We start from the raw sequence: 24,548 nt of genomic DNA, 5'->3' as shown, positions 1-24,548 counted from the left end.
GCTACTGTTATTTTTAAAAAGTAACTCAAAGAGTTTTCTAATCTTCCTATACGGATAAGTACGAATGAAAACAGGAATTTTCCATTTTTCTTTTGCTTTGGCCTTAGGGCTGCTGAGCATAGCGAGCAAGGCTCAAATGTATCTCGACCCAAATGGCAAAGGACAGCTGTTAATGTATCCCTTTTACACAGCTGCAGCGGACAATGATACTTACATATCATTGATAAATAGCACCGATGATTTTAAAGCGGTCAGCGTCCGCGTTTTACAAGCTCACGATGGCCGATCAGTGGCCAGCTTGTATCTGTATCTATCTCCCCATGATCATTGGTCTGCCGTCATTACCAAAACTAGTGACAACGAGGGCGCCCGCATTCGTACCGCTGACATATCCTGTACTATCCCCACAGGAATCGCGGCGGAGAAGATTGGCAACATTGGAGAAGATTTAGTATTTGAAGGGGCTGAAAACGATACAGCTTCAAATAATGAAATCGGCCATATTGAAGTGATTGAAATGGGTACTCTGAACTACCAAGAGTCAGGAGATAAGTACCTCCACCCATTAAACAATAATACATTTTCCGAGAACGATAAAAATGCGATTGATAGCCTAAAGAACGCCATCAAGCATACATATTATGCACCGAATGACTGCTCTTTGCTTACAACTGCGTGGCAAGCACCTTCTGAAAATACTGAATCAATAGAACCTTCTTCATCAGCATTTTACTATCCGGATACCGATGATGAGCCTGGAGATTTTACCCAAGCTCGAGTTCCTCTAGCTCCCCCCAGTGGTGGACTCTTTGGATATGGGGTCATTATAAATGTACCCGATGGAACAGCGGCTCAATACAAAGCGATTGCCATCAATAATTTTATGTCCGGAAGCTACCACCCAACTCCAGGAGGTAACGAACCAGGTATTGACGACGGAATACCTTCCGCTACTTTACGCAAGAAGAATGGACGAAAGGCCGTTTTTTTAGCTGGGCCTCTTGCGGATTTGGCGTCGAATGATATTAGGAATTCTCGTTTTATACCGAGTGACAAAGTATCTTTGCTCCACGTTAATCGAACACGCGGTGCCACAAGTTCTCGCCTGGCGGGAGGAGGGCAAATCATTGCTGCTATAAAGGATAATAATAGCCGTGACAGTTTTAATTTTTACGGCGACCATAGATCCAACAGTTCGTTTGTTGACGTCAGCGGTGGAGAACAGGGTTTAGGTCTGCCTGGGTCAAAAGAGGCCCTGTCAGCCCTGCTTGGACGTAGTAGAATTATCAATGACTATGTCCTGGAGCCCGCACTTAATGCCAATACCAACTGGCTCATCACTTTTCCAACGGCTAGAGACTTTATCGCTGTTGCGCCAGATTCAACAAACGAATACATAACTCAAAGGCCCTTCGGTACTCTGGGTAGTCAATCAGGCTTTCCTTGTCCAGAAATAACATTTGAGTTTTGGAATCGTGAGGCCGATGGCGATACTGTGCTTTTCGATGTCAACTCTGGAACTACACTTAGAACTTCAGCCTCTCCAACCTTATGTTCTTCTGCTAATGTCGTCAGCTTTGCCCACAAGACCAGTATGCTGAATGACGATAAATCCGGTTCGCAAATAAATTTAAACATTCCATTGAGTAAGCAATTTTCGAACGGTTGGGCCAAACTAGGATTTCCTAATGCCAAAAGTATTGGGAGAGCAGGAACGCCAGGCCAGGAAACAGAGAAGATTCCTCCTATTACCGTGAACGGTTTACCGGCTATTGGATTTGCGATCCAAAAATACGTCAACAACTCGGCAACCTCAGCAGGTGCTTTGGCAAACTATGCCGTTTCAAAAGCACACCAATACAGTACAGATATAGAGAGTGGTGTTTCTCCATAGCTGAAACTCAAATTTTATTAACCCCTCTCAAATCTCCAAATGGGAAGCAGTATGAACTGTAAACAACGATCGATTGTTCTGAGCTTGCTGGCCGCTTTAGTGAGCTTTACGGTTAAGGGCCAAATGCACCTTAACCCCGACGGGAGCGGACAATTGCTTATGTATCCCTTGTACACTACAGCGCAAGCTAACGATACCTATCTGTCTTTATTAAACAGCACAAGGGATTATAAAGCTGTAAGTGTGCGTGTTTTACAATCCCACGATGGTCAATCGGTAGCGAATTTCTATGTGTATTTGTCGCCTCACGATCACTGGTCCGCGGTTATCACCAAAGACCCAAATGGTGAAGGCGCTTTGATTCGAACGGGCGATAGCAGCTGCACAGTACCCGAGCAGATAGCAGCTACCGGACCAAACAGCGTCGGTGCGGTAACTGCATTCAAAATCCTCGAAAATGGCAATCCCCAATATAACCAAATAGGTCATGTTGAGGTTATCGAAATGGGCACATTGAACTTTGAAGAGAGTGGAACTGCGTATCTCAATCCTGTGAACGATACCCCCTTTTTACAGAATGACCAGCAAGCCATCGAGCAACTAAAAAGCGCAATCCATCATGCCCAAGGCCTACCGGGAAACTGTCGAGCGCTTACGAATGCCTGGCAACCAGCTGCGGATGCCAACAACCCCTCCACAGCAGCATTTTATTATCCAGATCCAGACAGCGGACCAGGCGATTTTACCCGCGCAAGGATTCCCCTGGCTCCTCCCAGTGGAGGCCTGTCAGGTCATGGCATTATCATCAATGTTCCCGACGGCACAGCGATCCAATATGAGGCTGTGGCGGTTGAAGATTTTATGGCAAGCGGTTATCACCCGAGCCCGGGAGGTGATGAACCCGGCCTTGACGATGGTGTACCGTCGGCAATTTTGGAAACCTCTGACGGCCAACAACAGATTTTTTTAGCCGGACCTTTGGTCGACATGGAATCTGAAGAAATCAAGAACACCGGGAATTTGCCTGGTGATCGAGTCTCCCTATTCCATGTTAAAAGACAAGCTGGCGCCAGCGGTTCACGCCTGGCCGGCGGTGGGCAGGTGATAGCGGCTATCAAGGAAAGCCATCGCAGTGATAACTTTCATATGTATGGCGATCAGCGTGCTAACGATTCTTTTCTATCGGTCACAGGGGGACCACAAGGCTTGGGTTTAGCCGGTGGTAAGGAAGCACTTTCGGCCATGCTAAGTCGCAGCATGGTAATCAATGACTATACGTTAGAGCCCGCTCTCAATGCCACTACAAACTGGGTAGTCACCCTACCAACCACCCGAAACTTTATCGCCGTGAATCAGCTGGCTAGTGAAAACTCCTCATCGGAATATATTGCGCAAGCCCCCTTTGAAATACTAAGGCTACGCCCAGATTTTCCGTGCAGCCAATTCAACCTGAGATATTGGGATCGAGAAAGCTCTGAAGATGTAGCTTATTATGCAAACTCAGGCGTCCTTCGACGTGCCTTCTATGGCCTTTGTGCGACAAGTAATATTATTAACTTCAAAACCAACCACTTAGGTCAACGAATTACGGAATCGTTTGCGAATCTTGATAGATATTTTTCCTCTCACTACCGCAATGGCTGGGCTCGACTGGAGTACACGGACCTCGATCTTAGACATTTGACGAGTCGAGCGGGAACAGCAGGGCAAGTCACCGCTGGAGTCAAATCTCTTACCGTTAAAGGAATGCCAGCCATCGGCTTCGCCACTCAGGTTTACGTAAACAGCTCAGTAGGCCACAGCGGTACCCTGGCAAATTATGGCATAGCCTTAAAACACGGCTACGTAAGTGATATAACGATCAATGAATAATTTACTTGTGCAAACAATGCTGGGTAAGTAAAGCCATTAGATTTATGAAATTCGAATATCCAAGATGAGTAAAAATACAGCCCTATCTACTCTGCTACTGTTGTTCTGCCACTCCACCATGGCCAACGACACCGTCAGCCCGTGGAAGGTATTTACCTTTAAAGTTGGCATTCGCGCGGGCTGCATGGAATCGGAATATCGTGAGAGTGAATCCCTGAGCAAAGCCTGGCAACACTGCGCCTGCGTGATGAAGGGCTTTGAAGACAATCTGAATGAAGCACAGTGGTATCTGGTGACCAAACAGATAATGGAGGATGGCAAGGGGCTGGAAGAGGTTCCCTTACTCAAACCCGTACTGGAACAGATTCCCCTTTGCTCAAAAGACTCGTCTAAGGAAGAGACTGATCAAACAAACGCCAAGAATGAGGAACATCATGAGCAATAAAAGTGATCGCGATATCGAAAAGTCTTACTCTACTGCTGAGTTTGTATCCAAGTTGCGTCGTCTGGCCGATGCCCTGGAAACCGGTGACAAGTTTGAAATTCAAATTGCGGGCGAGCGCATCTATGTGCCAGTACGCGCCATCTACAATATTGAGCATGAGCGTGAAGGCAATGAGGAAGAAATCGAATTCCAGATCAAGTGGCAAAACGACTAAGCCCCAGCTTTCAGGCCGCCGAAGGCCTTCTGATTAGCCCTCGATACCCACTGCGCCCCACATTGGGGCGCAGATATTCCCACTGATTCACACCGATAGCCACTGCCCAGGCAAACTCTCGTCTTTACGCTATAGTTAAAGCAACAGGCTTGGAGATACAGGCCGTTCTTATTTTAATGTCGGAAATTTTATGAACAGTACTACAGATACGCACTTCCAGGATAAAGTTGCTCTGATCACTGGTGGCAGCCAAGGCATTGGGCTCGCCACAGTCAATCAATTGGTTCGCCAGGGCGCTCAGGTAATTTGCTGTGGTCGCAGCCAGAAAAACTGGGACAACGCTCTTGAGGCCAATCCCGAATTGAAAGACAGCGTCGAATTTATCGCCACCGACCTGAACAATGAGCACGCCACCGATATTCTCTTCAAACGTATTGAACAGAGCTATGGCCGTCTGGATATTGCCATTAATAATGCCTCGCCCACCGTAGCCTCACACGGCCTGTTCGCCAATGTTCCCACAGCAAAGCTCAAGGAAACACTGGACGCGGATCTCTGGTCCCAAATGTTTTGCTTGCAACGCGAAATCGCCTTAATGCCCGGCGGCGGAAAAATTGTGAATGTTTCATCTGTAAACGGGCTGTCCGCAACACCTGGCGCCGCTGCGTTCAGCGCCGCAAAATTCGGCCTGGAAGGCATCACCAAATCCCTTGCATTGGAATACATTCAACAGGGTATTCGAATCAATTCTGTGGCCCCCGGCGCCACCTTAACGCCGCGGGTTCAACAGCAAATCGACGGCGCTCCCAACCCGGAGAAACGCCTGAAGGAAATTGAGTCTCGCATTCCGTTAAAACGTCTGGGACGCAGCAATGAAGTGGCTAACGCAATCTGCTGGCTGTGCTCGGATCAGTCCAGCTATGTGGTAGGGCACACTCTGGTCGTCGATGGCGGGCGCTGCCAAGCATAGAGCTGACTCAATCAGACAAAATCTGTCCCAATAAAAAAGGTGGCAACTGCCACCTTTTTTGTATCGGCCTGATAAATCAGGTTTCCGCCAGTGGGGTGGCCTCTCCTTTAATAAAGGCTTTAGCATTTTCCAGCAGCAATATATTAACCGGCACAAGAATCAGCGTAACCAGCGTGGCAAATAAAATGCCGAAGCCCAGTGACACCGCCATCGGAATTAAAAACTGCGCCTGCACCGCCTTTTCAAATAACAAAGGCATCAAACCCAAAAACGTGGTCAATGAAGTCAACATCACTGGCCGGAAACGTGCCGCTCCAGCTTGCAAAACTGATTCCATTAACGCTTCAGCTTCTGATAGAGTTTTTACCAGTTCTTCGCGGCGCCGATTACAGAATTCCACCAGTACCAAGCTATCATTTACGACGACACCCACTAAGGCCAATAAACCCAGCAAGCTCATGATGGTAAGATCCATACCCATAATCCAATGCCCAACGATGGCACCAATGGCCCCAAAAGGAATGATCGACATTACGATTAGGGGCTGGGAATAGGAACCAAATGGAATCGCCAGCAATGCATAGATAACAAACAGCACCAAGGCGATACCAATACCCAATGAGGAAAACGAATCTCGCTGCTCCTGAGCCTCTCCCTCAAGACTAAAATTTGATCCCGGATATTGATTACTGAGTTCATCCAAAAACTCGGATAAGTCTCGATACAATACCGTGGCATTGGTGCTATTTTTATCGAAGTCAGCAACAACACTGGCGGTACGTCGCTGATTAATTCGATAGATAGCCGATGCCCCTCGATCAGGAACCAATCGTGCAAGTTCATCAAGAGGAATTAATCCCGCCGGGGTTTTAATATCAATATTACGCAAATCGCTGATCGCCCGACGCTCATCAGCAGGCAGCCGGACCATAACACGTACTTCATCGCGACCACGCTGAATTCGTTGAACTTCGATACCAAAAAAACTTTGTCTCACCTGGCGAATAACCTGACTGCGGCTGATACCCAGGGTTTTTGCTTGCTGTGTTAATTCCAGGCGAAGCTCTTCCTTGCCGTCTGACAAACTATCTGAAATGTCGAAAACGGTTGGATAGGTTCCCAATCGCTCTTTCAGTTGCGCAGCCATCTTCTCAAGATCCGCAACATTGCCGGAACTCAAGCGCACATCAATCGGATCACTGCTTCGGCCGATTTCGGCGCGAAAAGTCAGGGATTCCGCACCGGGAACCTCGCCAATCAGCTGTCGCCATTCCCTGACCAAGCGAGCGGTGCTGAGTTCAGGATCACGATTCTCAGAGGGCACCAATTCAAAGCGAACGTTGCCGTTCTCTGCTTGCCCTCGATGTCCAGTACTGGAATAGATGTTCAAGACAACACTCTCACCAGATTCTTCATCTCGATAACGATTCTGAATATCTCTCGCCGCATTGACCATATTCAAAACAATCTTATCGGTCACTTCAAAAGCTGTGCCGGCCGGCATCACAACAGTTGCACGGGCGGTATCACTCTGAATACGAGGAAAGAAAATAAATTTCGTCCACCCCGTCATAATTAAGGTGAGAATTAACCCGAATACCCCACAGAACAGCAGCAAAGTGTTTAAGCGATTACGCAAGGCAACCGCCAGCAGCGGCTTATAGGAGGTAATCACAAAACGTTCAAAGCCCTTCGCAAAACTCTGTTGCCAGCGGGAAAGACGACCGGGTTCTTTTCGAAAACGGACGTTTTTTAAATGCGCCGGTAGAACAAGTTTTGATTCGATCAAGGAAAAAATCAGCACCGGAACCACAATAAACGGAATCTGAGCAAAGAACGCTCCACGTCGCCCTTCCATAAAGGCGATAGGCATAAAGGCCGCTACTGTCGTAAGAATTCCAAAGGTCACCGGCACAGCGACCTCACGGGTGCCCCGTATTGCAGCCTCCAGCCCACTGTCGCTGCGTTCCAGATGACTGTAGACATTTTCCCCCGTCACGATAGCATCATCTACGACGATCCCCAGCACCAGAATAAAGCCAAACAGAGACATAATGTTTAAGGTGACGCCAAAGAAGGGCATCAGGATAAACGCGCCCATAAAGCTCACGGGAATCCCCAGAAAAACCCAAAACGCAATTGATGGTCTTAAAAACAGGCTTAGCAGGGCCAACACCAAAATACCGCCCTGCATGGCGTTATTAATCAAGGTGCTGAGACGCCCTTTTACAATTTCGGAATCATCATCCCAGTAACTGAGTGACATGCCATCTGGCAAGCGCTCCTGTTGCCCTTCGATATAGCTGCGAACTTTTTCTGCAACTTCAATGGCGCTTTGATCACCAACACGATAGACCTCGATCATGACTGCGAGTTCGCCATTAAAGCGACTCCGCAAGGGTGTTTCTTCAAAACCATCACGAACTGTCGCCACCGTACCCAAATTGATCACACTGCCATCGCTGTTGGTTTTAACGGGAATATTCTCAAACTCATTGCGCGCATAGGCCTGGCCTTTCGACCGCACCAAAATTTCTCCGGAGTCTGTTTTAACGTTACCCGCAGAAAGATCCAAAGAATCCTCGCCTACGCTACCTGCGATATCGTCCAGTGCTAAATCGTACTCACGCAAGGTATTTTTACTGACCTCTACGGTCATCTCGTAATTGCGCACCCCCACCAATTCCAGCTGGGTAATTCCGGGAACCTGAAGCAAGTCATCGCGCACTTTCTCGGCATAGCGCCGCAGCTCCTGCTCACTGAGTTTTCCCGAGATAGCAACGGTAATCACCTCTCGCTTACGAATGGCTAACGCAACGACCGGCTTTTCCGCTTCCACAGGAAAGGTATTAATCTCGTCAACTCGCGCTTTCACATCAGCCAGTAATTCACGCGGGTCGTAATCGTCTTCAACTTCGATACTGACCGTACTGCCGCCTTCAACGGAGCGACTGCTCAGCTCTTTAATGCCTTCCAGATCAGCCACCGAATTTTCAATGCGCATGGCCAGGCCCTGCTCAGCATCTTCCGGACTGGAGCCCCGCAAGCTTACCGACACATTAATAACATTAGGCTCAACACTGGGAAAAATTTCGAGGGGAATCTGGGTTTTTAAGGAAAACACGCCTGCGATGACAATCACAATCATCAACAAATTGGCGGCCACATGATTTTTGGTGAACCAGGCGATCATGATTCACCTCGTTGCCCGTTGGCGGCAGAAGTTTCTACATTGTTTTTTTGAGGTGCCGTTTGCTCTCCGCGTTCACCAAGCTGCCGAGATTTCCCCAGCTGCGGGCCACGGCCTTCAGTTTTGCCTTTTCGGCTTTCTTTGTTTTTTTGTCCAGCACTGGCTCTACGCTTATCCGGCTTGTCTTTTATCACGCGTACTGCTGTTCCCGATGGCAACTGTCCAAGACTGGTGGTTACCAGCATGTCTCCTACCTGAAGACCTTCATCAATCAGCGCCTCCTGTTCATTTTGCCAGGCAATATGAATATCCCGCCGCTGTAGTTTCCCGCCTTCCTCGACATAAACATAACTGCCCTGGTAGATCACCCGATTGGGGATCACGATGGCATCGTTCAGTGTTTTGCCGTTAATTTTCGCTTGCACATACTGACCGATTTTCAATGGCGCTTTTTTCTGTTCTCCATCCGTCAGTGCCGCGGCACCATAAGGGTCTTTAATTTCCGCGATCACATAAAGCTGGCGACTGCCGCTGTCGATTGCGCCTTCGGTTTCAATGACCTGGCCAAACCAATGCTCCGGACGAATCAAAGTCGAGATAAACTCTACCGCCGGTTTGTCTTCAGAAGTTTGATTAAAACGATAACGCTCGGGCAACTGAATATACGCCAGATCCCGACTTTTAATGGGCAACCTCACCTCGATGGTATCAACACCATAAATGGTCGCTAATACGGTACCACTGGAAACAAACTGACCAAGATCCACAGATTTGCTGAGCACTCGCCCGGCAAAGGGTGCTCGTATATGAGTCCGTTCCACATCCAGTTTCGCCTGACTCAAACTGGCAGCCGCGGATTGCACATTCGCCTGAGCCGCTCGCAACTGAGGTTTGCGAACAACGATGTCCGGCGCCTCACCTTTTTTGCCCGAGCGCTTCCAATCCGCTTTGGCCTGTTTCACACGAGCCTCTTCTTCGCTGAGCAATTGTTTTGCGCTGGCCAAACTGGCTTCAGCTCTGATCAGCGCCACCTGATAGTCTCTGTCTTCCAAGCGTAAAAGCGCTTCGCCCTCCTCAAAGAAACCACCGGCCCGAAACTGTGGGCTAACCCATGTCACTTGGGCCGATACCTGGGGCAGTAATTGAGTTTGTGTACGTGGACGAATCAAACCATAGCTGTCCAGTTTAATGGTGTATTCGCGTGCCTCCACGGCCTTCACATCGACGGCAATATCAGCTGGGGGTTTGCCACCACGCCGCTCTGCAGAAGGCGGGTTGCTGCTGATCACAAAAATCAAAATGGCAAAAGCCGCGACGATCGCGACAGATAGGAGTCTTTTGCGCATTAAACTGCTCACTATTATTTGGGCTTAATCAGGGGACTAGTGGCGAGTTTAGTGGATTTAATAAACAGGAAAAAGGCAGCGACAAAGTGTGTTGCGACAGCGTTTTTACAAAACTTCACCCAGATTGAACATACAAGCTGCCAAGGCTACGTTTTATCTCATTATCAGGCGTATTTACCGAGGAAATTCGCTTTTTCCGCCGGGATCAGTCCCTCAGTCTGGATTTCGGTGGGAAAATCTCCATAAAGAATCCATATTTTCAGGGCATAAAAAAGCCCGAGCTGTTCCCAGCTCAGGCTTGCTGCCGACAGGCAACGGATCTACGGTTTACTTAGAAACTGTAGCGGGCGCCAACGGTAACACCACGACCAGGCTCAGGAGCGATCTCTCTGAGGAAGGAACTGGCATTGCGAATCTCCTCGTCCAGCAGGTTGTCGCCGCGAACAAATACGGTCCACTCACCGTTACCGCTTTCGATGCGGTAGTTCAACTTGGCATCCAGACGCTTGTAGCTGTCCGTGGCTTCTTCATTGCGACCGGGGCGGTCTTGTTCAGCAACATGGGTGTAACGCAATTCAGCGTCGAAAGGATTCGAGGCAATTGATCCGTGATAATCGATTTGCATACCAATACGGCGCGGTGTAATGCGCGGTACATCTTCACCGGAATCCAGTTCAGCCCTTACGCTATCGGCAAAGAACTGCACATCCCAGCTGTGACCATCGTTACGGTAAACCGGCAAGGTCAGTGCCGCTTCGATGCCGGTGAACTCAGCACCTTGCTGACGGTAAACAAAAAGCGGTTGTTCTTCGCGAATATCGCCGGTGTTATCGCGGTAGATAAAGTCGCGAATATCGTTGTAGAACACACCAACATCAAGCTCAATGTAGTCACCGCCCATAGGCACGTGGTACTTATAGCCCAATTCGATATTGTGGCTGGTTTCCTCATCCAGATTGGCGTTGCCAAGCTCGTAACTTTGAGTAGCAACGTGAACACCGTCAGAGAACAACTCTTCAACCGAAGGCGCACGCTGGGCACGACTCAGCACCAGGTTAAGCTGCTGCTGATCGCTGAAGCGATACTGGGCTGCCAGGCTCAGGCTGTGAGTATTAAAATCTACGGTGCTGTGACCCTGAGCATCAATTTCGGTGTGCTCCAGGCGAGCACCGGCTTCTAGCAACCAGCTGTCAAAATCCCATTCTTCGATCAGGAAAACACCGACATTTTCGGTGTTACTGCCCGGAATAAAGGCTTCGGCGCCCACGGCCTGGAAATCTTTATCCAAAAACTGCAGGCCAAATGCACCGCGCGCTTTGCCATCCATCCAACGATTGTGAACCATCTCAATACGGCCTTCAAACGCTTCGCTGTCAAATACGGTACCCACTTCTGCACCTTCCAGCTCTTTGTGCTGGTAATCAACGTAGCCCAAGCGCAAGGTCATTTTTTCGATGCCAGTAATCGGCTCCATGAACTGACCTTTGATGTCATAACGGGTTTGTTCCATGTCGATGCGAACGGCAGCTTCTTCCTCATGGCCATGCTCATCTTCGTCTTCATGGCCATGTTCGTCCTCATCTTCATCATGATGCTCGTCTTCATCCTCATCGTGATGCTCCTCCTCTTCCTCATGCGCATGAGCGCCGGCTGGAATACCGTATTCATTCTCTAAACGGCTGACACTGAAACCAAAAAAGCTGTCATCGTCTCCGACCCAGCTCAGGCCAGCTGTGTAGCTCTTGCTTTCGCTGTCGCTGTTTTCGATAAAGCCGTTGGTGGTATCTTCAGGGTGCTCATCACCGTGGATGTCGGCATAACCCGGAATTTCCACATCGTCGCTGTTGCGATACAAGCCATCCAAATGCCAGGCCAGGTTGCCAGAGCCCCCTTCCAGTCTTAATACCGTCGCACTTTCTTCATTCACGCTGTTGTAGCGGGTTTCGATGCTGCCATTGATCTCATCGGGGACTTTGGAAGGAATTCGATTGTCGATAACGTTAATCACACCACCAATGGCGCCACTACCATAGCGCAGGGTCTGTGGACCACGCAGTACCTCGATACGCTCAGCCAGCAGAGCCTCAACAGCATTCGCATGGTCTGAAGAAGCGTTGGCAGCATCCAGCGTATCCAGATTGTCCTGCATCACCTTGATACGGTTGCCCTGCTGACCACGAATCACAGGCGTCCCTACACCCGGTCCAAATGAGGCACTGGCTACACCCAGTTGACCCTTCAGTGTCTCACCCAGAGTCGCAGCCGCAGCCTGACGCAATTGATCTCCACTCATAATCGCCGCAGGACGGGTGTTATCAGAGTGGGTTTTATCCAGCGGAGAAGCACTGACAATGACTTCTTCAATGGAGTTCTGGTGCTCATCATGCTCGCTAATGCCGGGGGCGGCATCGGCCAGTAAGTGAGTGCTCGCAATCATCATGGAGCTTGCTACAGCTATAGCTAAGCATAGGGGACGCTTGTTCATCGGTTTTCCAAATTGAGTTCAGGCGCAGGGCGCCAATGTGCATGAGCGGCCGCAAGCCCAAGGCTCGGCCAAGTTATTTATAAATCAGAGGGGCTCCGGGAGCCTTAAAAGGATGGTGGTGCGCGAATCGCGTTAAGTTTCAGAACGGGCGCTTTGGGGGAGTCGCCTTTTTCCGAATCACGCTGCTCTATAGCCTCAACGATGAAGGCAAAGAGCGGAGTACTCGCCACAGGTTCGCAGGAGTTTAGCTGCTGGCAGCTAACGCACTCATGAGGGGGATGGCTCTCCAGGTGGATATGCTGAGCATTCACGATTTGCCCCCACAGCAAAGCACCGGCTAGCACTAGCAGCCAGAGCGATTGGGGCAATGATCGAGACAAGGAGAACTTCATGTTGTTATGTTATAACAATTCAATTCCACAGGTAAACATCATCTTACCGTAATAATCCTTCGCCTAATGGGGCGGCGCCTTGTAGATCCGCCTTGGTGCAAACAGGCGGAGAGGCTATAATCCGGCCTCTTTTTGCTGGTCCAGGCGGGCTGGAGCCAGTTATATACAGAGGATAGAGACATGTCCGATCGTTGTGCCAGCGTAAAACGCGACACACTGGAAACCAAGATTAGCGTTAGCTTGAACCTGGATGGCACTGGCAAAGGCCAGTTCGACACCGGGGTCCCCTTTCTGGAACATATGATGGATCAGATTGCCCGCCACGGTCTGATCGATCTCGATATTCAATGTGATGGTGATACCCATATTGATGATCACCACACGGTAGAAGATATCGGTATCACGCTGGGACAGGCCATTGCCCAGGCGGTAGGCGACAAAAAAGGCATCCGCCGCTACGGCCATGCCTATGTTCCGCTCGATGAAGCACTAAGCCGTGTAGTAATCGACTTTTCCGGCCGCCCGGGCCTGGTGATGAATGTGCCCTTTACCCAAAAACGCGTGGGCGCTTTCGATACCGAATTGTTTAGCGAGTTCTTCCACGGCTTTGTGAATCATGCGCAGGTTACCCTGCACATTGACTGTCTGCGTGGCGCGAACGCGCATCACCAGATCGAAACCGTTTACAAAGCCTTTGGTCGTGCCCTGCGAATGGCGCTGGAAACCGATCCGCGCATGGCCGGCATGATGCCGTCTACCAAGGGCAGTTTATAAAGAGAACTCTATCGCTGGAGTTCTATACTGAGGTCTATTGAAACCTTGGAGCGGAGGGTGTCTTTCCGCGGCGAAAGACCAAGCCCACAAGGCAGTGTTGTTCGCGCCCTTGCTCCAAAACCTCAATAGATCGAGCATAACAATACACACACTAGTAATAGCCATGAGCAAAGCAACAATCGCCGTTATTGATTACGGCATGGGTAATCTCCATTCTGTCGCCAGTGCACTCGAACACGTTGCTCCGAATCACAATATTGTGATCAGCAGCGACGCCGACGTGATCGGCAACTCCGAACGCATTATTTTTCCCGGTGTTGGCGCCATGCGAGATTGCATGGCCGAAATCAAACGACTGAATTTTCATACGCTGGTTCCGGAATTCATTGCCAGCGGTAAACCGGTACTGGGTATCTGTGTCGGCATGCAGGCCTTGATGAGCCACAGCGAGGAAAATAATGGCGTCGATGCCATTAACCAACTGCCTGGCCGGGTAAAGTTTTTTGGTGAAGACCTCAAGGAAAATGGCGAGCGCGTAAAAGTACCGCATATGGGGTGGAACACCGTACAGCAAAACGCAGATCACCCTCTTTGGCACAATATTGAAAACCACGCGCATTTTTATTTTGTGCACAGTTACTATGCCAAAAGTGAAAACCCGGACGTCGTGATCGGACGCTGCCAATACGGACTCGAATTTGACGTAGTCCTGGCCAAGAACAATCTGGCTGCTGTCCAATTCCATCCGGAAAAAAGCCACAGCAATGGCCTGCAATTGTTAAAGAATTTCAGTCAGTGGCAAGCTGACTCATAAAAAATACTCTACGAGAACCATAGCATGTTAATTATTCCAGCAATCGACTTAAAAGACGGCGCCTGTGTACGTTTACGCCAGGGCCTGATGGAAGATTCCACCGTATTTTCTGACGACCCGGCCGCAATGGCGACCCAGTGGGTAGAACAAGGTTGTCGTCGCCTGCACCTGGTTGATCTCAATGGTGCCTTTGAAGGTAAACCTATTAATGGCGATGTGGTTACCGCAATTGCCAAAGCGCACCCCGACCTACCGATTCAAATTGGAGGCGGCATTCGCAGCGCTGAAACCATTGAGTATTACCTCAATGCCGGCGTGAACTATGTGATTATCGGCACCAAAGCGGTAAAGGAACCTGAGTTTGTTACCGATATGTGCAAACAGTTTGCCGGACATATTATTGTTGGCCTGGATGCAAAAGACGGTTTGGTTGCCACTGACGGCTGGGCCGAAGTATCAGAAGTAAAAGCGACCGATCTTGCCAAACGCTTCGAAAAAGATGGCGTCAGCTCAATCGTTTATACCGATATTGCTCGCGACGGCATGATGCAGGGTGTGAATGTTGAAGCCACCGTTGCTATGGCCCAGGCATCCAGCATTCCTGTGATTGCTTCGGGCGGTGTCACCAATATGGAAGACATTCGCGCACTAAAAGCCGTTTCCGATAAAGGAATCTGTGGCGCCATCACCGGTCGTGCCATTTACGAAGGCACTCTGGATATGGCCGAAGCTCAAAGCTACTGCGATCAATAAATAAAGGTGATGCCCTATGGCTTTAGCAAAACGCATCATTCCCTGCCTGGATGTTGAAAACGGCCGCGTGGTAAAAGGTGTGCAGTTTGTTGATATTCGTGATGCCGGCGATCCGGTAGAAGTCTCAAAGCGTTACAACGAGCAGGGCGCCGATGAAATTACCTTTCTGGATATTACCGCCACCCATGAAGGCCGTGATACAACCGTGCATACGGTTGAGAAAATTGCCAGTGAGGTTTTTATTCCTCTCACCGTAGGTGGCGGAATTCGTACCGTCGACGACATTCGCACCATGCTCAATGCCGGAGCCGACAAAGTCAGCATTAATTCGGCCGCAATTTTTAATCCGGATTTTGTAAAAGAAGCCGCGGATCGTTTTGGTTCACAGTGCATTGTTGTAGCAATCGATGCGAAATGCGTAAGCGCCGAAGACGAAACCAAGCGCTGGGAAATTTTCACCCACGGTGGCCGTAAATCCACTGGCATTGATGCCGTTGAATGGGCGAAGAAAATGACCGCTTACGGTGCTGGGGAAATTTTGTTGACCAGCATGGATCAGGACGGCATGAAAAATGGTTTTGATCTGGATGTCACCTCAGCCATCAGCGAAGCAGTTCCTGTACCCGTGATCGCTTCAGGTGGCGTAGGCAATTTGCAGCATCTGGTTGACGGCGTAAAACTCGGTAAGGCTGATGCTGTCCTGGCCGCCAGTATTTTCCATTTTGGTGAATACAGCGTTCCTGAAGCTAAGCAGTACATGCGAGAGCAGGGTATTGAAGTTCGCCTGTGAAAATGGTCAATAGCGACTCTAAAAAAACGGCCACCCGAAGGTGACCGACAACCGTGATTAGCCTGATAAGGAGAAGTGGCGAAAGCCGCTTCGTGTTGACGTTGTAGCGCCAACGGAATTAATAATAATGATTCTCATTTTCATTGCAAGACCTTTTTGCAGTTTATTTTCATTATTTTTGCTATTCACCAGAAAAGCCGATAATTCCCGCGATAAGGACGAACTTCACCCAATCTCTGAAGTAATTTGGCGCTAAAAGCAGGCAGAAGTCCACTTGACGCTATTTTCTGTTAGCTCAATAAGAGGGGATACGGTATACTGCTCTCGCAGCTATGGATCAACATAGCGCACTATAAGAAACCGACAAACGTGTCAGCCTAAGAAAAAAACGGCCACCCGAAGATGGCCGACAACCGTGATTAGCCTGATAAGGAGAAGTGGCATGAGCCGCTTCTGGTTGGCGTTATCGCTAACATCCAACTTCTGCTAATGATAATCGTTATCATTAGCATTGCAAGCTTTTTATTGCCTCGTCCTGCATTTTTGTCGCACGAATCCTCTCTTGCCGCACCACCTCTCTGAAAAACCGACTTCTGCCCAAAGTTTTATAGCTTGGAACTATAAGCTCATGACCAGTAATAGCCAAAAATAGAAAAACGGTTGATCTTTTTTAAAATTGAAAAGTTAAGCCTTCCCACATGGGATACACTGAATGTTCTGCAGATTGATATTGAGAGGTGCATTTTGCAACTTTGGCTACGACCTTTGATTTACGGCATTTTGCTAAGCACTTTTCTATTATTTTTATTGCCGGCTGTGAGTAATGCCTTGTTCGAGTTGTATCACCTGAGCAAGATTGAACCTCTTTACTACCTCTATTCGGGCTTCAAGGCGCTATCGGTTTACTACCCACGCTGGGAATTCTTTGAGGCCAGCGCCGTCATGGCAGGCGTGTTGTTAGCCCTGACGATTTGGGCCTGGAGGTGCCGACGATCCTCAAGCTGATTCCCAACAGAATCAGATGACGAACCGGAAACGCCGACATAGCAACATCTGTTATTGGTTCAACAACCAGACTGAGGCATTTTCCAACAAGATCTGATATTCCTGATCCTCATAGGCTTCCGCCAAATGCCCCAAGGCACTGAAAAATACCGTGCCGTCACCCACCTTGTGGTGCCAGACCAAGGGGTGATCTTCGCCCATTTTCAGTGACTCTGGAACATCGTACTCACGTTCATCGACACTGATCAGCACCTCAACATTGCCCCTCGGGCTTTTATCAAAACTGTACCACTCTTCATGCCAGGGCTTTGTTTCAGAAAGATGGGCCGTTGCAGGGTGACTCCGATTTTCGACCCTCAAGGTACCATCGCGAAACTGGGGAAACATAGGGTGACCAATAAACTGGGATTTGATCACATGTTTTGGAAACCATGCCCAGTCATAATGTTCATTACCACCCGTGCCATGCAGAGCCAGCATTCGACCGCCCTTCATCATATGGGCTTTTAATGCGGCTCGTTGCTCTTCAGTTAACACATCACCCGTCACATTATTCCAGATAATCAGATCGAATTTATCGAGCAGATCCGCATTGTGTATCGCAGCGTTTTCGGTAATGAATAATTGCCAGTTGTTTTTTTCAGCAAACTTTTGAAATAACGTTTCAACAGCGGGAATCGCTTCTAAATGACGAAAGCTATTGGTTTTTGAAAACAGCAAAATTTTTGTCGGTGAAGACATATCTGGAATATCAGGCGCCGTATTTTCATAAACCGGTGTTTTAAACACTTCATAACGCCACAGCTGATACCCCACATAAGCAGCGATTGATAGTACCGCGATCAGCGTAAAAACCAGAATTGTGCGCAGTAGCTTTAGCATGTTTGTTTTCCTGATTGAGAAAGCTGTAATTCGTTAGATGTGTCCTTGACGCCATTGTTTAACCGCATAATCACAAGCTCTTGCGGTCAATGCCATGTAGGTCAAGGAAGGATTTACACAGGAACTGGATGTCATGCAGGCACCGTCGGTGACAAACAGATTCGGTACATCATGACTTTGGTTCCATTTATTGAGCACCGAGGTCTTGGGGTCTTTACCCATTCTCGCCGTCCCCATCTCGTGAATGGCGCTTCCCGGCACACTCACTTTGTCGGTCGTTTCGATGTACACAGCGCCCGCCGCCTTAAAAATCTTTTCGCCGCTGCGAATAATATCCTCTGCCATTTTGTGCTCGTTATCACCAAAGCTCATAGACACTTTAATTTGGGGAATACCAAAGGCATCGAGATTGTTTTCATCCAAACTGACTTTATTATTGTAGTCTGGCAGGCACTCTCCAAAGGCACCCAGAACCCAAATCCAAAACGGTGCTGGCTTCCGCAGTTTATCTTTCAGACTTTTTCCAAAACCCTTTTGGTTGAAATGAAAGCGCCAATCCGGACGCACTGGATCAGCTTGCACACCAAAACCACGAAGATAATTGGTTTTTTCTTTTCCCGGCAAATTCTTAAAACGCGGAATATAGCTGCCAGTCGGACGAAAGCCTTTGTAGTAGTGGTCAATATTATCTGCAAACACGGCCATGTGTTGCATTTTAAAATGGTCCATCAAATAGTGTCCCAAGGTTCCACTGCTATTCGCCAGCCCACTCGGAAACTGTTCAGACTTTGAGTTCAGAAGTATCTGCGTGCTTGCCAAAGTCGATGCACAGAGAAACACCAAATCTGCCGAAAAGCTCAGTCGTTCTCGGCTTTCCGCATCAATCACATGAACAGCGGATACGCGATTTTCCCGAGCATCGTATTCTAATTTTTCAACCACACTATAAGGGCGCAGCGTTAGGTTTCCAGTTGCTCGTGCAGCAGGCAGGGTAGAGCTTTGGCTGCTGAAGTAACTGCCCGTCGAGCAACCTCTTGGGCAAGGGCCACAATAATGGCAAGCGGCACGACCATTGTGATTCTCACTCAGGATCGCCGTGCGCCCCATGGTCATAGTCACTTCCGGCATGTGCTTTTTTAGGCGCCCCTTGATGGTTTTTTCGATGGCGTACATCCCCATCGGCGGCAAAAACTCACTGTCTGGTAATTCCGTCAAGCCTTCTTTTGCACCGGATATACCCACAAAGCGCTCAACATAGCTGTACCAGTCTTTGATGTCGTCATAGCCGATGGGCCATTCACAGCCATGACCGTCTTGCGAATTTGCCTTAAAATCAAATTCACTCCAGCGATAGGTTTGCCGCCCCCAAATCAAGGAGCGACCGCCAACCCCATTCGCCCGAATCCATTCATACGGTTTTTCCGGATCTTGCTGATAGGGGGCTTCACTGTCTTTGTTAAAAAAATCTTTAGTGGCCGCATCGAAGGCGTAACATTTGCTCTGAACCGGGTAGTCATCTTTGTAAGGCTTACGATCAGCTTTATTGGCAAACGGCACTTTCCAGGGTGGTGCATGTTCGCCCAGATAATCCAAACCGTGTTGAATATCCCGACCTCGCTCCAGCAACAACACTCTCAGGCCTTTTTCACACAGTTCTTTTGCCGCCCAGCCTCCGGAGATTCCTGAGCCAACGACGATGGCATCGTATTGTTTATCGCTATTACTCAAAGCCAGTTCCTATTTTCGATGTCGGGGTTGCGGGCAGCCGTTCCTGAAGAGTAAGTCTACATCAGGCGAATCATTGACCAGGTGCTGTCATCTTCATTAAGCACAAACTCGCCATCAAACTGCATCGGCATTGGATCGTGCCGCAAGACCTGGGTGGCCCCGACTTCAGAAGAATAAAAACCAAAAATCGTCAATTCTTTCAACTGACAAATAAAGGGAGCACCTTCGACATACTGACGCTGTACATTGGCAAAATCATACCAGGGGGAACCACTGGCTTCGTCTTCCAGAGCCTCCAGAAAATCGAGCTGCTGATCCATCGTCAGTTGTGAAAATTCCCGGGAGTGCTTTTCCCGACTGGCTACTTGAAGGGCTCTAAAGCCCTTCAGGAAAAGGGCACGCTCAGCGTCCGATAACCAATGCTGAACCATGTGTTCTACAAAATTGGGAACGCCAGCATCAACGGCTCCTGGGGTGTCAGTTCTCGGGATTACGGCCTCAACCATCGCCGCCAAATCCGTCCGCTCCTGAATCTGGAACAGGTTTGCAGGCAGTTCGCCAATTGAGGGGCCAGTGGCCAGGGGTTGAAGAGCTTCGGAATCAGATACAGCAGGACCGGAGAGATCCGCCAGTGCGCGGGTGGCAAAGGCGCCACCGAGCAGCGTCGCCACCTGAAGAAAATGTCGTCTATCCATCATCGCTCCTGATCCGGCTAGTATTAAGGCTTATTGTTATTCTCATACGGTTTTGTTGCCATTTTTTGTAACGCGTCGTTTTACAGTCAACAATACGCAACCATTTATTTTACGCCTCAGTCAATAAATGGCTTCCGTTTTTTAAAATTCCTCAGTGTGATGATTGTAGAAGCTTTTAATGAATTCGCACATAGCTTATTCGCTCAGGGACTTTTCCCAAAACATCGCCTTACCGTCAGCTTCGTTCAGTTCATAACCGCTGAACCCGAATTTGCGATAGGCCGCCTGTGCCAAGGTGTTGCCTTCCAGTACTTCCAGGGTAATCTTGCAGCAAGTGCGCTCACGAGCAATCTCTTCAACCTTGTCGATCATTAAACGACTGAGCCCCAAACCGCGAAATTCCGGCATCACCGCTACATCGTGAATGTTGACCAGCGGTTTACACTTGAAGGTTGAGAACCCCATAAAACAATTCGTCAGCCCCGCGGCTTTACCATCCACATAAACCAGAATGGAAAATGCCCCCGGAATGGCTGCCAAGCTGTCAGCCAGCTTCGACTTCACCTCTGGGCTCAGGGCTTCCCCACCACCCATTGGGTCACAGGCATAGGCATTTAACACATCAACCAGCGCTTGGGCATCTTTCGCATTGCGGTAGTCGGCTTGTTTAACTTCAATATTCATTCTTGATGATGATTACAGCTCTAGTTTTTAAGGTTCTCAGGCGGGAAATATGGCCCAGGTAGTAAGCCTCGATGTTGATCGTTCACAATCCTATGAGTTGCAAAGGTTGAAACATTCATCATGGGATCAAATGCTTCTGACATCAACTGTGTTACCAATGCTCCTAACAACGCACCAGCTAAACCGCCGCCACCATTTCCAGAACCTTGTTGATGGAAAGCTGTTCCTGACCACAACAAAGCTCCATTCTTAGAATCAATAAGATTAACATCTGCCTTCACAGTTGAAGTGGAACTTAACACTTCGTATTTTTGCCCCCAATCGTGAATGATTGTATACAAAACAGCATCCGCACCAAACTGCTCCTTTAACTTTTCCAATTCAACCGAATTCATTTCTTCAGGGCCAGGCAAGCCATTTTCATGGAAATAACGTTGTACCACCGCTACTGGGAAAACATAGTACCCCCGCTCTGAAAGCGGTTGACTCATAGCGGACATAAACAAATCTGAGGCCAAGACCTCTGTAGTTTGATTAATTGGAGGAATGATTAGTATAGATCTTGGCTTAGCGGCTTTTAAGGCTGTGTAATCGTAAGGGCTTACATTTGCACAGGCAACAACACTTAAAATCAGAAGCACGGTAAATAATCTAGTAAAAACTCTATGCATCACGGTCATCCTGACTTGGCTTGGAACCATGGTTATCCAAATTGCTTATCAAGCGATCCATGAATACTTTTGCTTCCGGAAATTCTTGCGCCTCAACTTTGAAATACTGCCTAGCCAAATCGGGGTTCCCTTGCTGTAAATGTAAATACGCTAAATGTGCATATAAACCAGGTGCAAGTTTTAAGTCTTTTGATTTAGCATGTTCAATACTGGCTTGAATTGCTTCTATTTGTTCTCCCACATTATCAGCGCCCGGGTTTTTATATGAATCATACAAACCTTTCTGATAACTTCCCCAATAAAAGCTTGCCTTAGGCTGTGACGCACAGGCACCTAATAAAAGAGAACTAACAAATAGCAGAGATACTAGTCCCTTGTAGAATTTATCCATTAGTTCAATACCAGACGCCCGTTATCCAAATCTGACACCAACACATTCACAGCTTCAGTGATCGCCAAATTGAGCACTTTTCCATTCAGAGTTGAATCGTAAGCTGCTTTGCCACCAAAACCTATAATCTCTCGATTAGACAATTGATACTCACCTGCGCCTTGAACAGAATGCACAACTTCAGCAGTTTCAACTCGAATAACATTCATTGTGACTTTTGCATATGCGACCTGACTCTTTCCCGAGCCGAGAATACCAAATAGCTGACGATCACCTGTAACCTTCCGACCAAACTCAGTTACACCGCCTACAACAGCATACTCTGCACCTACGAGCTTCTGTGAAGTACCACTCAATTTGGCTTCTTGAGTCAATGTCTCACTACTTTCACGATCAAATAAAGTAAATCGACCACTCTGTTGCAAATGCGACTTCGCAATTAGCTTGGCTTGATTACCGAGTTTATCGACATTACCTGCAAACGCTCCTCTCAAATAGTCGGATCTATTGCTAAACTTCCCTACAATTATTTTTTGCTTTTCCCCTTGGTATTCAGAACTTGCAGCAGACACAGTTGCCGACTCTACTACACGGTGAGATTCGCTGGCACATGCCGAAATCATGACAATAGCGGCTGAAACTAGAAATTTACTTCGAAAGCGCTTGAGAAAATTCATGGACAAATACTCCTTGTGTCCGTTGATATGATTTTGGAAATCGTCTGCAAAAAACTAGTTTTTAAGACAACTATAGAGACGCAGATTGGCACCCACCATATAATGCGTGCCAGCTATTTTCAACAGCTTGGTTTATGCTCAGGACAGACTAACTAGTCCCGATAAATCGTTTCGATTAAATGATAACCAAATTTGGTTTTAACTGGGCCATGAACGGTCAGTATGGGTTTTTTAAACACGACATCATCAAAGGCTTTTACCATTTGGCCACGGCGAAACTCGCCAAGATTGCCGCCCTTCTTTGCTGAAGGACAGCTTGAATGACGTTTGGCCAGCTGTCCGAAATCCTTACCCTGGGCAAGCTGCTGTTTGATTTTTTTCGCTTCCGCTTCGGTTTTTAACAGAATGTGGCGAGCGCAGGCTGTCGACATAAGTGTGTCTCTTTTGTTTATTCAAATACCCGGATCATTTACACATTCGGGCGACTGATCTTACGCACTTTGATTTTACGACCTTTAATTTTACCCGCTTGCAGCTGTTTCAGCGCTTTGTTGGCAACGGCCCGTTTTACCGCAACGTAAGATTGGAACAGTAGCACATTGATCTTGCCAACGTATTTACCTTCAATGCCGGCCTCACCGGTCAGAGCGCCGAGGATATCGCCAGGGCGCAATTTGTTCTTTTTACCGGCGTCCAGTCCGATGGTGATCATTTCAGGGCGCTGATCCACCCATGCCATACCCTCGACGCGAGGCGGTTCGGCCCATTCGATGTCCTGGCCAATATAGGCTTCGATATCGCCCATGGCTCGTCGTTGCCGGTCATTCACCAGGCTCACAGCCAGACCGCTGCGACCCGCTCGACCGGTGCGACCGATTCGATGCACATAAACTTCGGCATCTCTGGGTAAGTCGTAATTGATCACCAGCTCTACGGTGTCCACATCCAGACCACGCGCCGCCACATCCGTCGCAACCAGAACCGTAGCGCTGCCGTTGGCAAAACGCAGCAGGCTTAAATCGCGCTCACGCTGTTCCATATCGCCATGCAAGGCCAGGCAATACCAGCCCTGTTCATTGAGTGATTGGGCGATATCGACGGTTTGCTTTTTGGTGGCACAAAAAATCACACAGGAACTGGGCTGTTGCTTGGCCAGCAAATGGTGGCTCAGTTCAATTTTTTCCTGTTCACCGCCCTCAACGGCATAAGCCTGCTGAGCGATATTCGATTCGCTGTGAGTGCGGCTGACCGTAATGCGCTGTGGGTCGCGCTGATACTGGCGGCTGATTGCTTCGATCCCTTCCGGGTAGGTTGCCGAATAGAGTTGGGTTTGTCGCTCACCTGGACATTCCGCCAGAATGGCGGAAATTGCATCCGCAAAGCCCATATCCAACATGCGATCCGCTTCATCCAGAACCAGGCTGTGAATATTACCAAGCTCCAAGGTGCCTTTGCGCAGGTGGTCCTGAATGCGGCCCGGGGTGCCCACCACGATGTGGGCGCCGTGCTCCAGCGAGCCAATTTGCGGGCCGATGGGCATACCACCACAGAGAGTGAGCACCTTGATATTGTGAACGCGTCGAGCCAGGCGGCGAATCTCCTTCGCCACCTGATCCGCTAACTCTCGGGTTGGGCACAGCACCAGGCTCTGAATGCGAAAACGCTCAACGTTTAATCGCTGCAACAACGCCAGTGCGAAAGCGGCGGTTTTACCACTGCCGGTTTTTGCCTGGGCGATCAGATCCTTACCTTCCAGAGCCAAAGGCAAACAAGCGGCCTGAATGTCAGTCATTTCCTGGTACCCCAGGCTATTGAGGTTATCCAGTAATTCCGGACGCAGGGCTAATTGTTTAAATTCGTGGCTCATCACATCTCT

At 48.7% G+C, this 24,548-nt stretch carries 22 protein-coding genes; 10 read left to right on the top strand and 12 right to left on the bottom strand.

The features are described from left to right. Positions 1 to 64 precede the first annotated feature (64 nt). The 5 genes from G8768_RS03275 to G8768_RS03255 all read left to right on the top strand — a co-directional run bounded on the left by G8768_RS03275 (position 65) and on the right by G8768_RS03255 (position 5,395). Complete coding sequence (locus G8768_RS03275) at positions 65 to 1,894, top strand: hypothetical protein (RefSeq protein WP_166851427.1); 1,830 nt, start codon at positions 65 to 67, stop codon at positions 1,892 to 1,894. 51 nt (positions 1,895 to 1,945) lie between these two features. Next, positions 1,946 to 3,766, top strand: a complete 1,821-nt coding sequence (locus tag G8768_RS03270) for a hypothetical protein (RefSeq protein WP_166851429.1) — start codon at positions 1,946 to 1,948, stop codon at positions 3,764 to 3,766. Positions 3,767 to 3,830: 64 nt separating this feature from the next. After that, positions 3,831 to 4,211, top strand: a complete 381-nt coding sequence (locus G8768_RS03265; RefSeq protein WP_166851431.1) for a hypothetical protein — start codon at positions 3,831 to 3,833, stop codon at positions 4,209 to 4,211. After that, a complete protein-coding gene (locus G8768_RS03260; RefSeq protein WP_166851433.1) occupies positions 4,201 to 4,425 on the top strand; it encodes an amphi-Trp domain-containing protein in 225 nt (74 codons plus the stop codon). The genes G8768_RS03265 and G8768_RS03260 overlap by 11 nt, the downstream gene beginning before the upstream one ends. A gap of 190 nt (positions 4,426 to 4,615) precedes the next feature. Beyond that, the gene (locus tag G8768_RS03255; RefSeq protein WP_166851435.1) at positions 4,616 to 5,395 is read left to right on the top strand and encodes an SDR family NAD(P)-dependent oxidoreductase; all 780 of its coding nucleotides are present in this window, start codon (positions 4,616 to 4,618) and stop codon (positions 5,393 to 5,395) included. A 76-nt stretch (positions 5,396 to 5,471) separates the two neighbouring features. Here the strand turns inward: G8768_RS03255 and G8768_RS03250 are convergent, their stop codons facing one another. The 3 genes from G8768_RS03250 to G8768_RS03240 all read right to left on the bottom strand — a co-directional run bounded on the left by G8768_RS03250 (position 5,472) and on the right by G8768_RS03240 (position 12,371). Next, positions 5,472 to 8,588 carry an efflux RND transporter permease subunit gene (locus tag G8768_RS03250; RefSeq protein ID WP_166851437.1) on the bottom strand — a complete coding sequence of 1,039 codons (3,117 nt, stop codon included), beginning with the start codon at positions 8,586 to 8,588 and terminating at the stop codon, positions 5,472 to 5,474. Continuing rightward, on the bottom strand, positions 8,585 to 9,931 hold the full coding sequence (locus G8768_RS03245; RefSeq protein ID WP_166851439.1) for an efflux RND transporter periplasmic adaptor subunit: 1,347 nt from the start codon (positions 9,929 to 9,931) through the stop codon (positions 8,585 to 8,587). Before G8768_RS03245 ends, G8768_RS03250 begins: the two co-directional genes overlap by 4 nt. A gap of 331 nt (positions 9,932 to 10,262) precedes the next feature. Beyond that, a complete protein-coding gene (locus G8768_RS03240; protein ID WP_166851442.1) occupies positions 10,263 to 12,371 on the bottom strand; it encodes a TonB-dependent receptor in 2,109 nt (702 codons plus the stop codon). Between the two features lie 617 nt (positions 12,372 to 12,988). On the opposite strand from G8768_RS03240, the gene hisB reads away from it, so the two are divergent. From hisB to G8768_RS03215, 5 genes are all read left to right on the top strand, one after another. Then, on the top strand, positions 12,989 to 13,582 hold the full coding sequence (hisB, locus tag G8768_RS03235) for an imidazoleglycerol-phosphate dehydratase HisB (RefSeq protein WP_166851445.1): 594 nt from the start codon (positions 12,989 to 12,991) through the stop codon (positions 13,580 to 13,582). 163 nt (positions 13,583 to 13,745) lie between these two features. Continuing rightward, on the top strand, positions 13,746 to 14,396 hold the full coding sequence (gene hisH / locus G8768_RS03230; protein ID WP_166851448.1) for an imidazole glycerol phosphate synthase subunit HisH: 651 nt from the start codon (positions 13,746 to 13,748) through the stop codon (positions 14,394 to 14,396). A gap of 24 nt (positions 14,397 to 14,420) precedes the next feature. Beyond that, positions 14,421 to 15,149 carry a 1-(5-phosphoribosyl)-5-[(5-phosphoribosylamino)methylideneamino]imidazole-4-carboxamide isomerase gene (hisA, locus tag G8768_RS03225; RefSeq protein ID WP_166851451.1) on the top strand — a complete coding sequence of 243 codons (729 nt, stop codon included), beginning with the start codon at positions 14,421 to 14,423 and terminating at the stop codon, positions 15,147 to 15,149. Between the two features lie 16 nt (positions 15,150 to 15,165). Continuing rightward, positions 15,166 to 15,939, top strand: coding sequence for an imidazole glycerol phosphate synthase subunit HisF (gene hisF, locus G8768_RS03220; RefSeq protein WP_166851453.1), 774 nt, complete (start codon positions 15,166 to 15,168; stop codon positions 15,937 to 15,939). A gap of 744 nt (positions 15,940 to 16,683) precedes the next feature. Then, positions 16,684 to 16,944 (top strand): hypothetical protein, encoded by a 261-nt coding sequence (locus G8768_RS03215; protein WP_166851456.1) that lies wholly within the window; start codon positions 16,684 to 16,686, stop codon positions 16,942 to 16,944. A 51-nt stretch (positions 16,945 to 16,995) separates the two neighbouring features. Here G8768_RS03215 and G8768_RS03210 read toward each other — a convergent pair whose 3' ends face one another. The 9 genes from G8768_RS03210 to dbpA all read right to left on the bottom strand — a co-directional run bounded on the left by G8768_RS03210 (position 16,996) and on the right by dbpA (position 24,539). Further along, on the bottom strand, positions 16,996 to 17,826 hold the full coding sequence (locus G8768_RS03210) for a ThuA domain-containing protein (RefSeq protein WP_166851459.1): 831 nt from the start codon (positions 17,824 to 17,826) through the stop codon (positions 16,996 to 16,998). A 33-nt stretch (positions 17,827 to 17,859) separates the two neighbouring features. Next, positions 17,860 to 19,554, bottom strand: a complete 1,695-nt coding sequence (locus tag G8768_RS03205) for a GMC oxidoreductase (RefSeq protein WP_166851462.1) — start codon at positions 19,552 to 19,554, stop codon at positions 17,860 to 17,862. A 56-nt stretch (positions 19,555 to 19,610) separates the two neighbouring features. Beyond that, positions 19,611 to 20,249 carry a gluconate 2-dehydrogenase subunit 3 family protein gene (locus G8768_RS03200; RefSeq protein ID WP_166851465.1) on the bottom strand — a complete coding sequence of 213 codons (639 nt, stop codon included), beginning with the start codon at positions 20,247 to 20,249 and terminating at the stop codon, positions 19,611 to 19,613. 195 nt (positions 20,250 to 20,444) lie between these two features. Continuing rightward, positions 20,445 to 20,933 carry a GNAT family N-acetyltransferase gene (locus G8768_RS03195; RefSeq protein ID WP_166851468.1) on the bottom strand — a complete coding sequence of 163 codons (489 nt, stop codon included), beginning with the start codon at positions 20,931 to 20,933 and terminating at the stop codon, positions 20,445 to 20,447. A gap of 20 nt (positions 20,934 to 20,953) precedes the next feature. After that, a complete protein-coding gene (locus G8768_RS03190; RefSeq protein WP_208020062.1) occupies positions 20,954 to 21,604 on the bottom strand; it encodes a DUF799 domain-containing protein in 651 nt (216 codons plus the stop codon). Next, positions 21,597 to 21,995 (bottom strand): DUF4810 domain-containing protein, encoded by a 399-nt coding sequence (locus tag G8768_RS03185; protein ID WP_166851474.1) that lies wholly within the window; start codon positions 21,993 to 21,995, stop codon positions 21,597 to 21,599. The genes G8768_RS03190 and G8768_RS03185 overlap by 8 nt, the downstream gene beginning before the upstream one ends. After that, positions 21,995 to 22,672, bottom strand: a complete 678-nt coding sequence (locus tag G8768_RS03180; protein ID WP_166851477.1) for a CsgG/HfaB family protein — start codon at positions 22,670 to 22,672, stop codon at positions 21,995 to 21,997. The genes G8768_RS03185 and G8768_RS03180 overlap by 1 nt, the downstream gene beginning before the upstream one ends. A 152-nt stretch (positions 22,673 to 22,824) precedes the next feature. Then, positions 22,825 to 23,103 carry a peptidylprolyl isomerase gene (locus G8768_RS03175; protein ID WP_166851480.1) on the bottom strand — a complete coding sequence of 93 codons (279 nt, stop codon included), beginning with the start codon at positions 23,101 to 23,103 and terminating at the stop codon, positions 22,825 to 22,827. Positions 23,104 to 23,141: 38 nt separating this feature from the next. Continuing rightward, complete coding sequence (dbpA, locus tag G8768_RS03170) at positions 23,142 to 24,539, bottom strand: ATP-dependent RNA helicase DbpA (protein WP_166851482.1); 1,398 nt, start codon at positions 24,537 to 24,539, stop codon at positions 23,142 to 23,144. Between the last annotated feature and the right edge of the window lie 9 nt (positions 24,540 to 24,548).

This window comes from Pseudoteredinibacter isoporae (assembly GCF_011602085.1).
In the GTDB taxonomy this organism is placed as follows: domain Bacteria; phylum Pseudomonadota; class Gammaproteobacteria; order Pseudomonadales; family Cellvibrionaceae; genus Pseudoteredinibacter; species Pseudoteredinibacter isoporae.
Note: the sequence above shows the minus strand (reverse complement) of the source record. Positions and strands in the feature narration are given on the sequence as shown.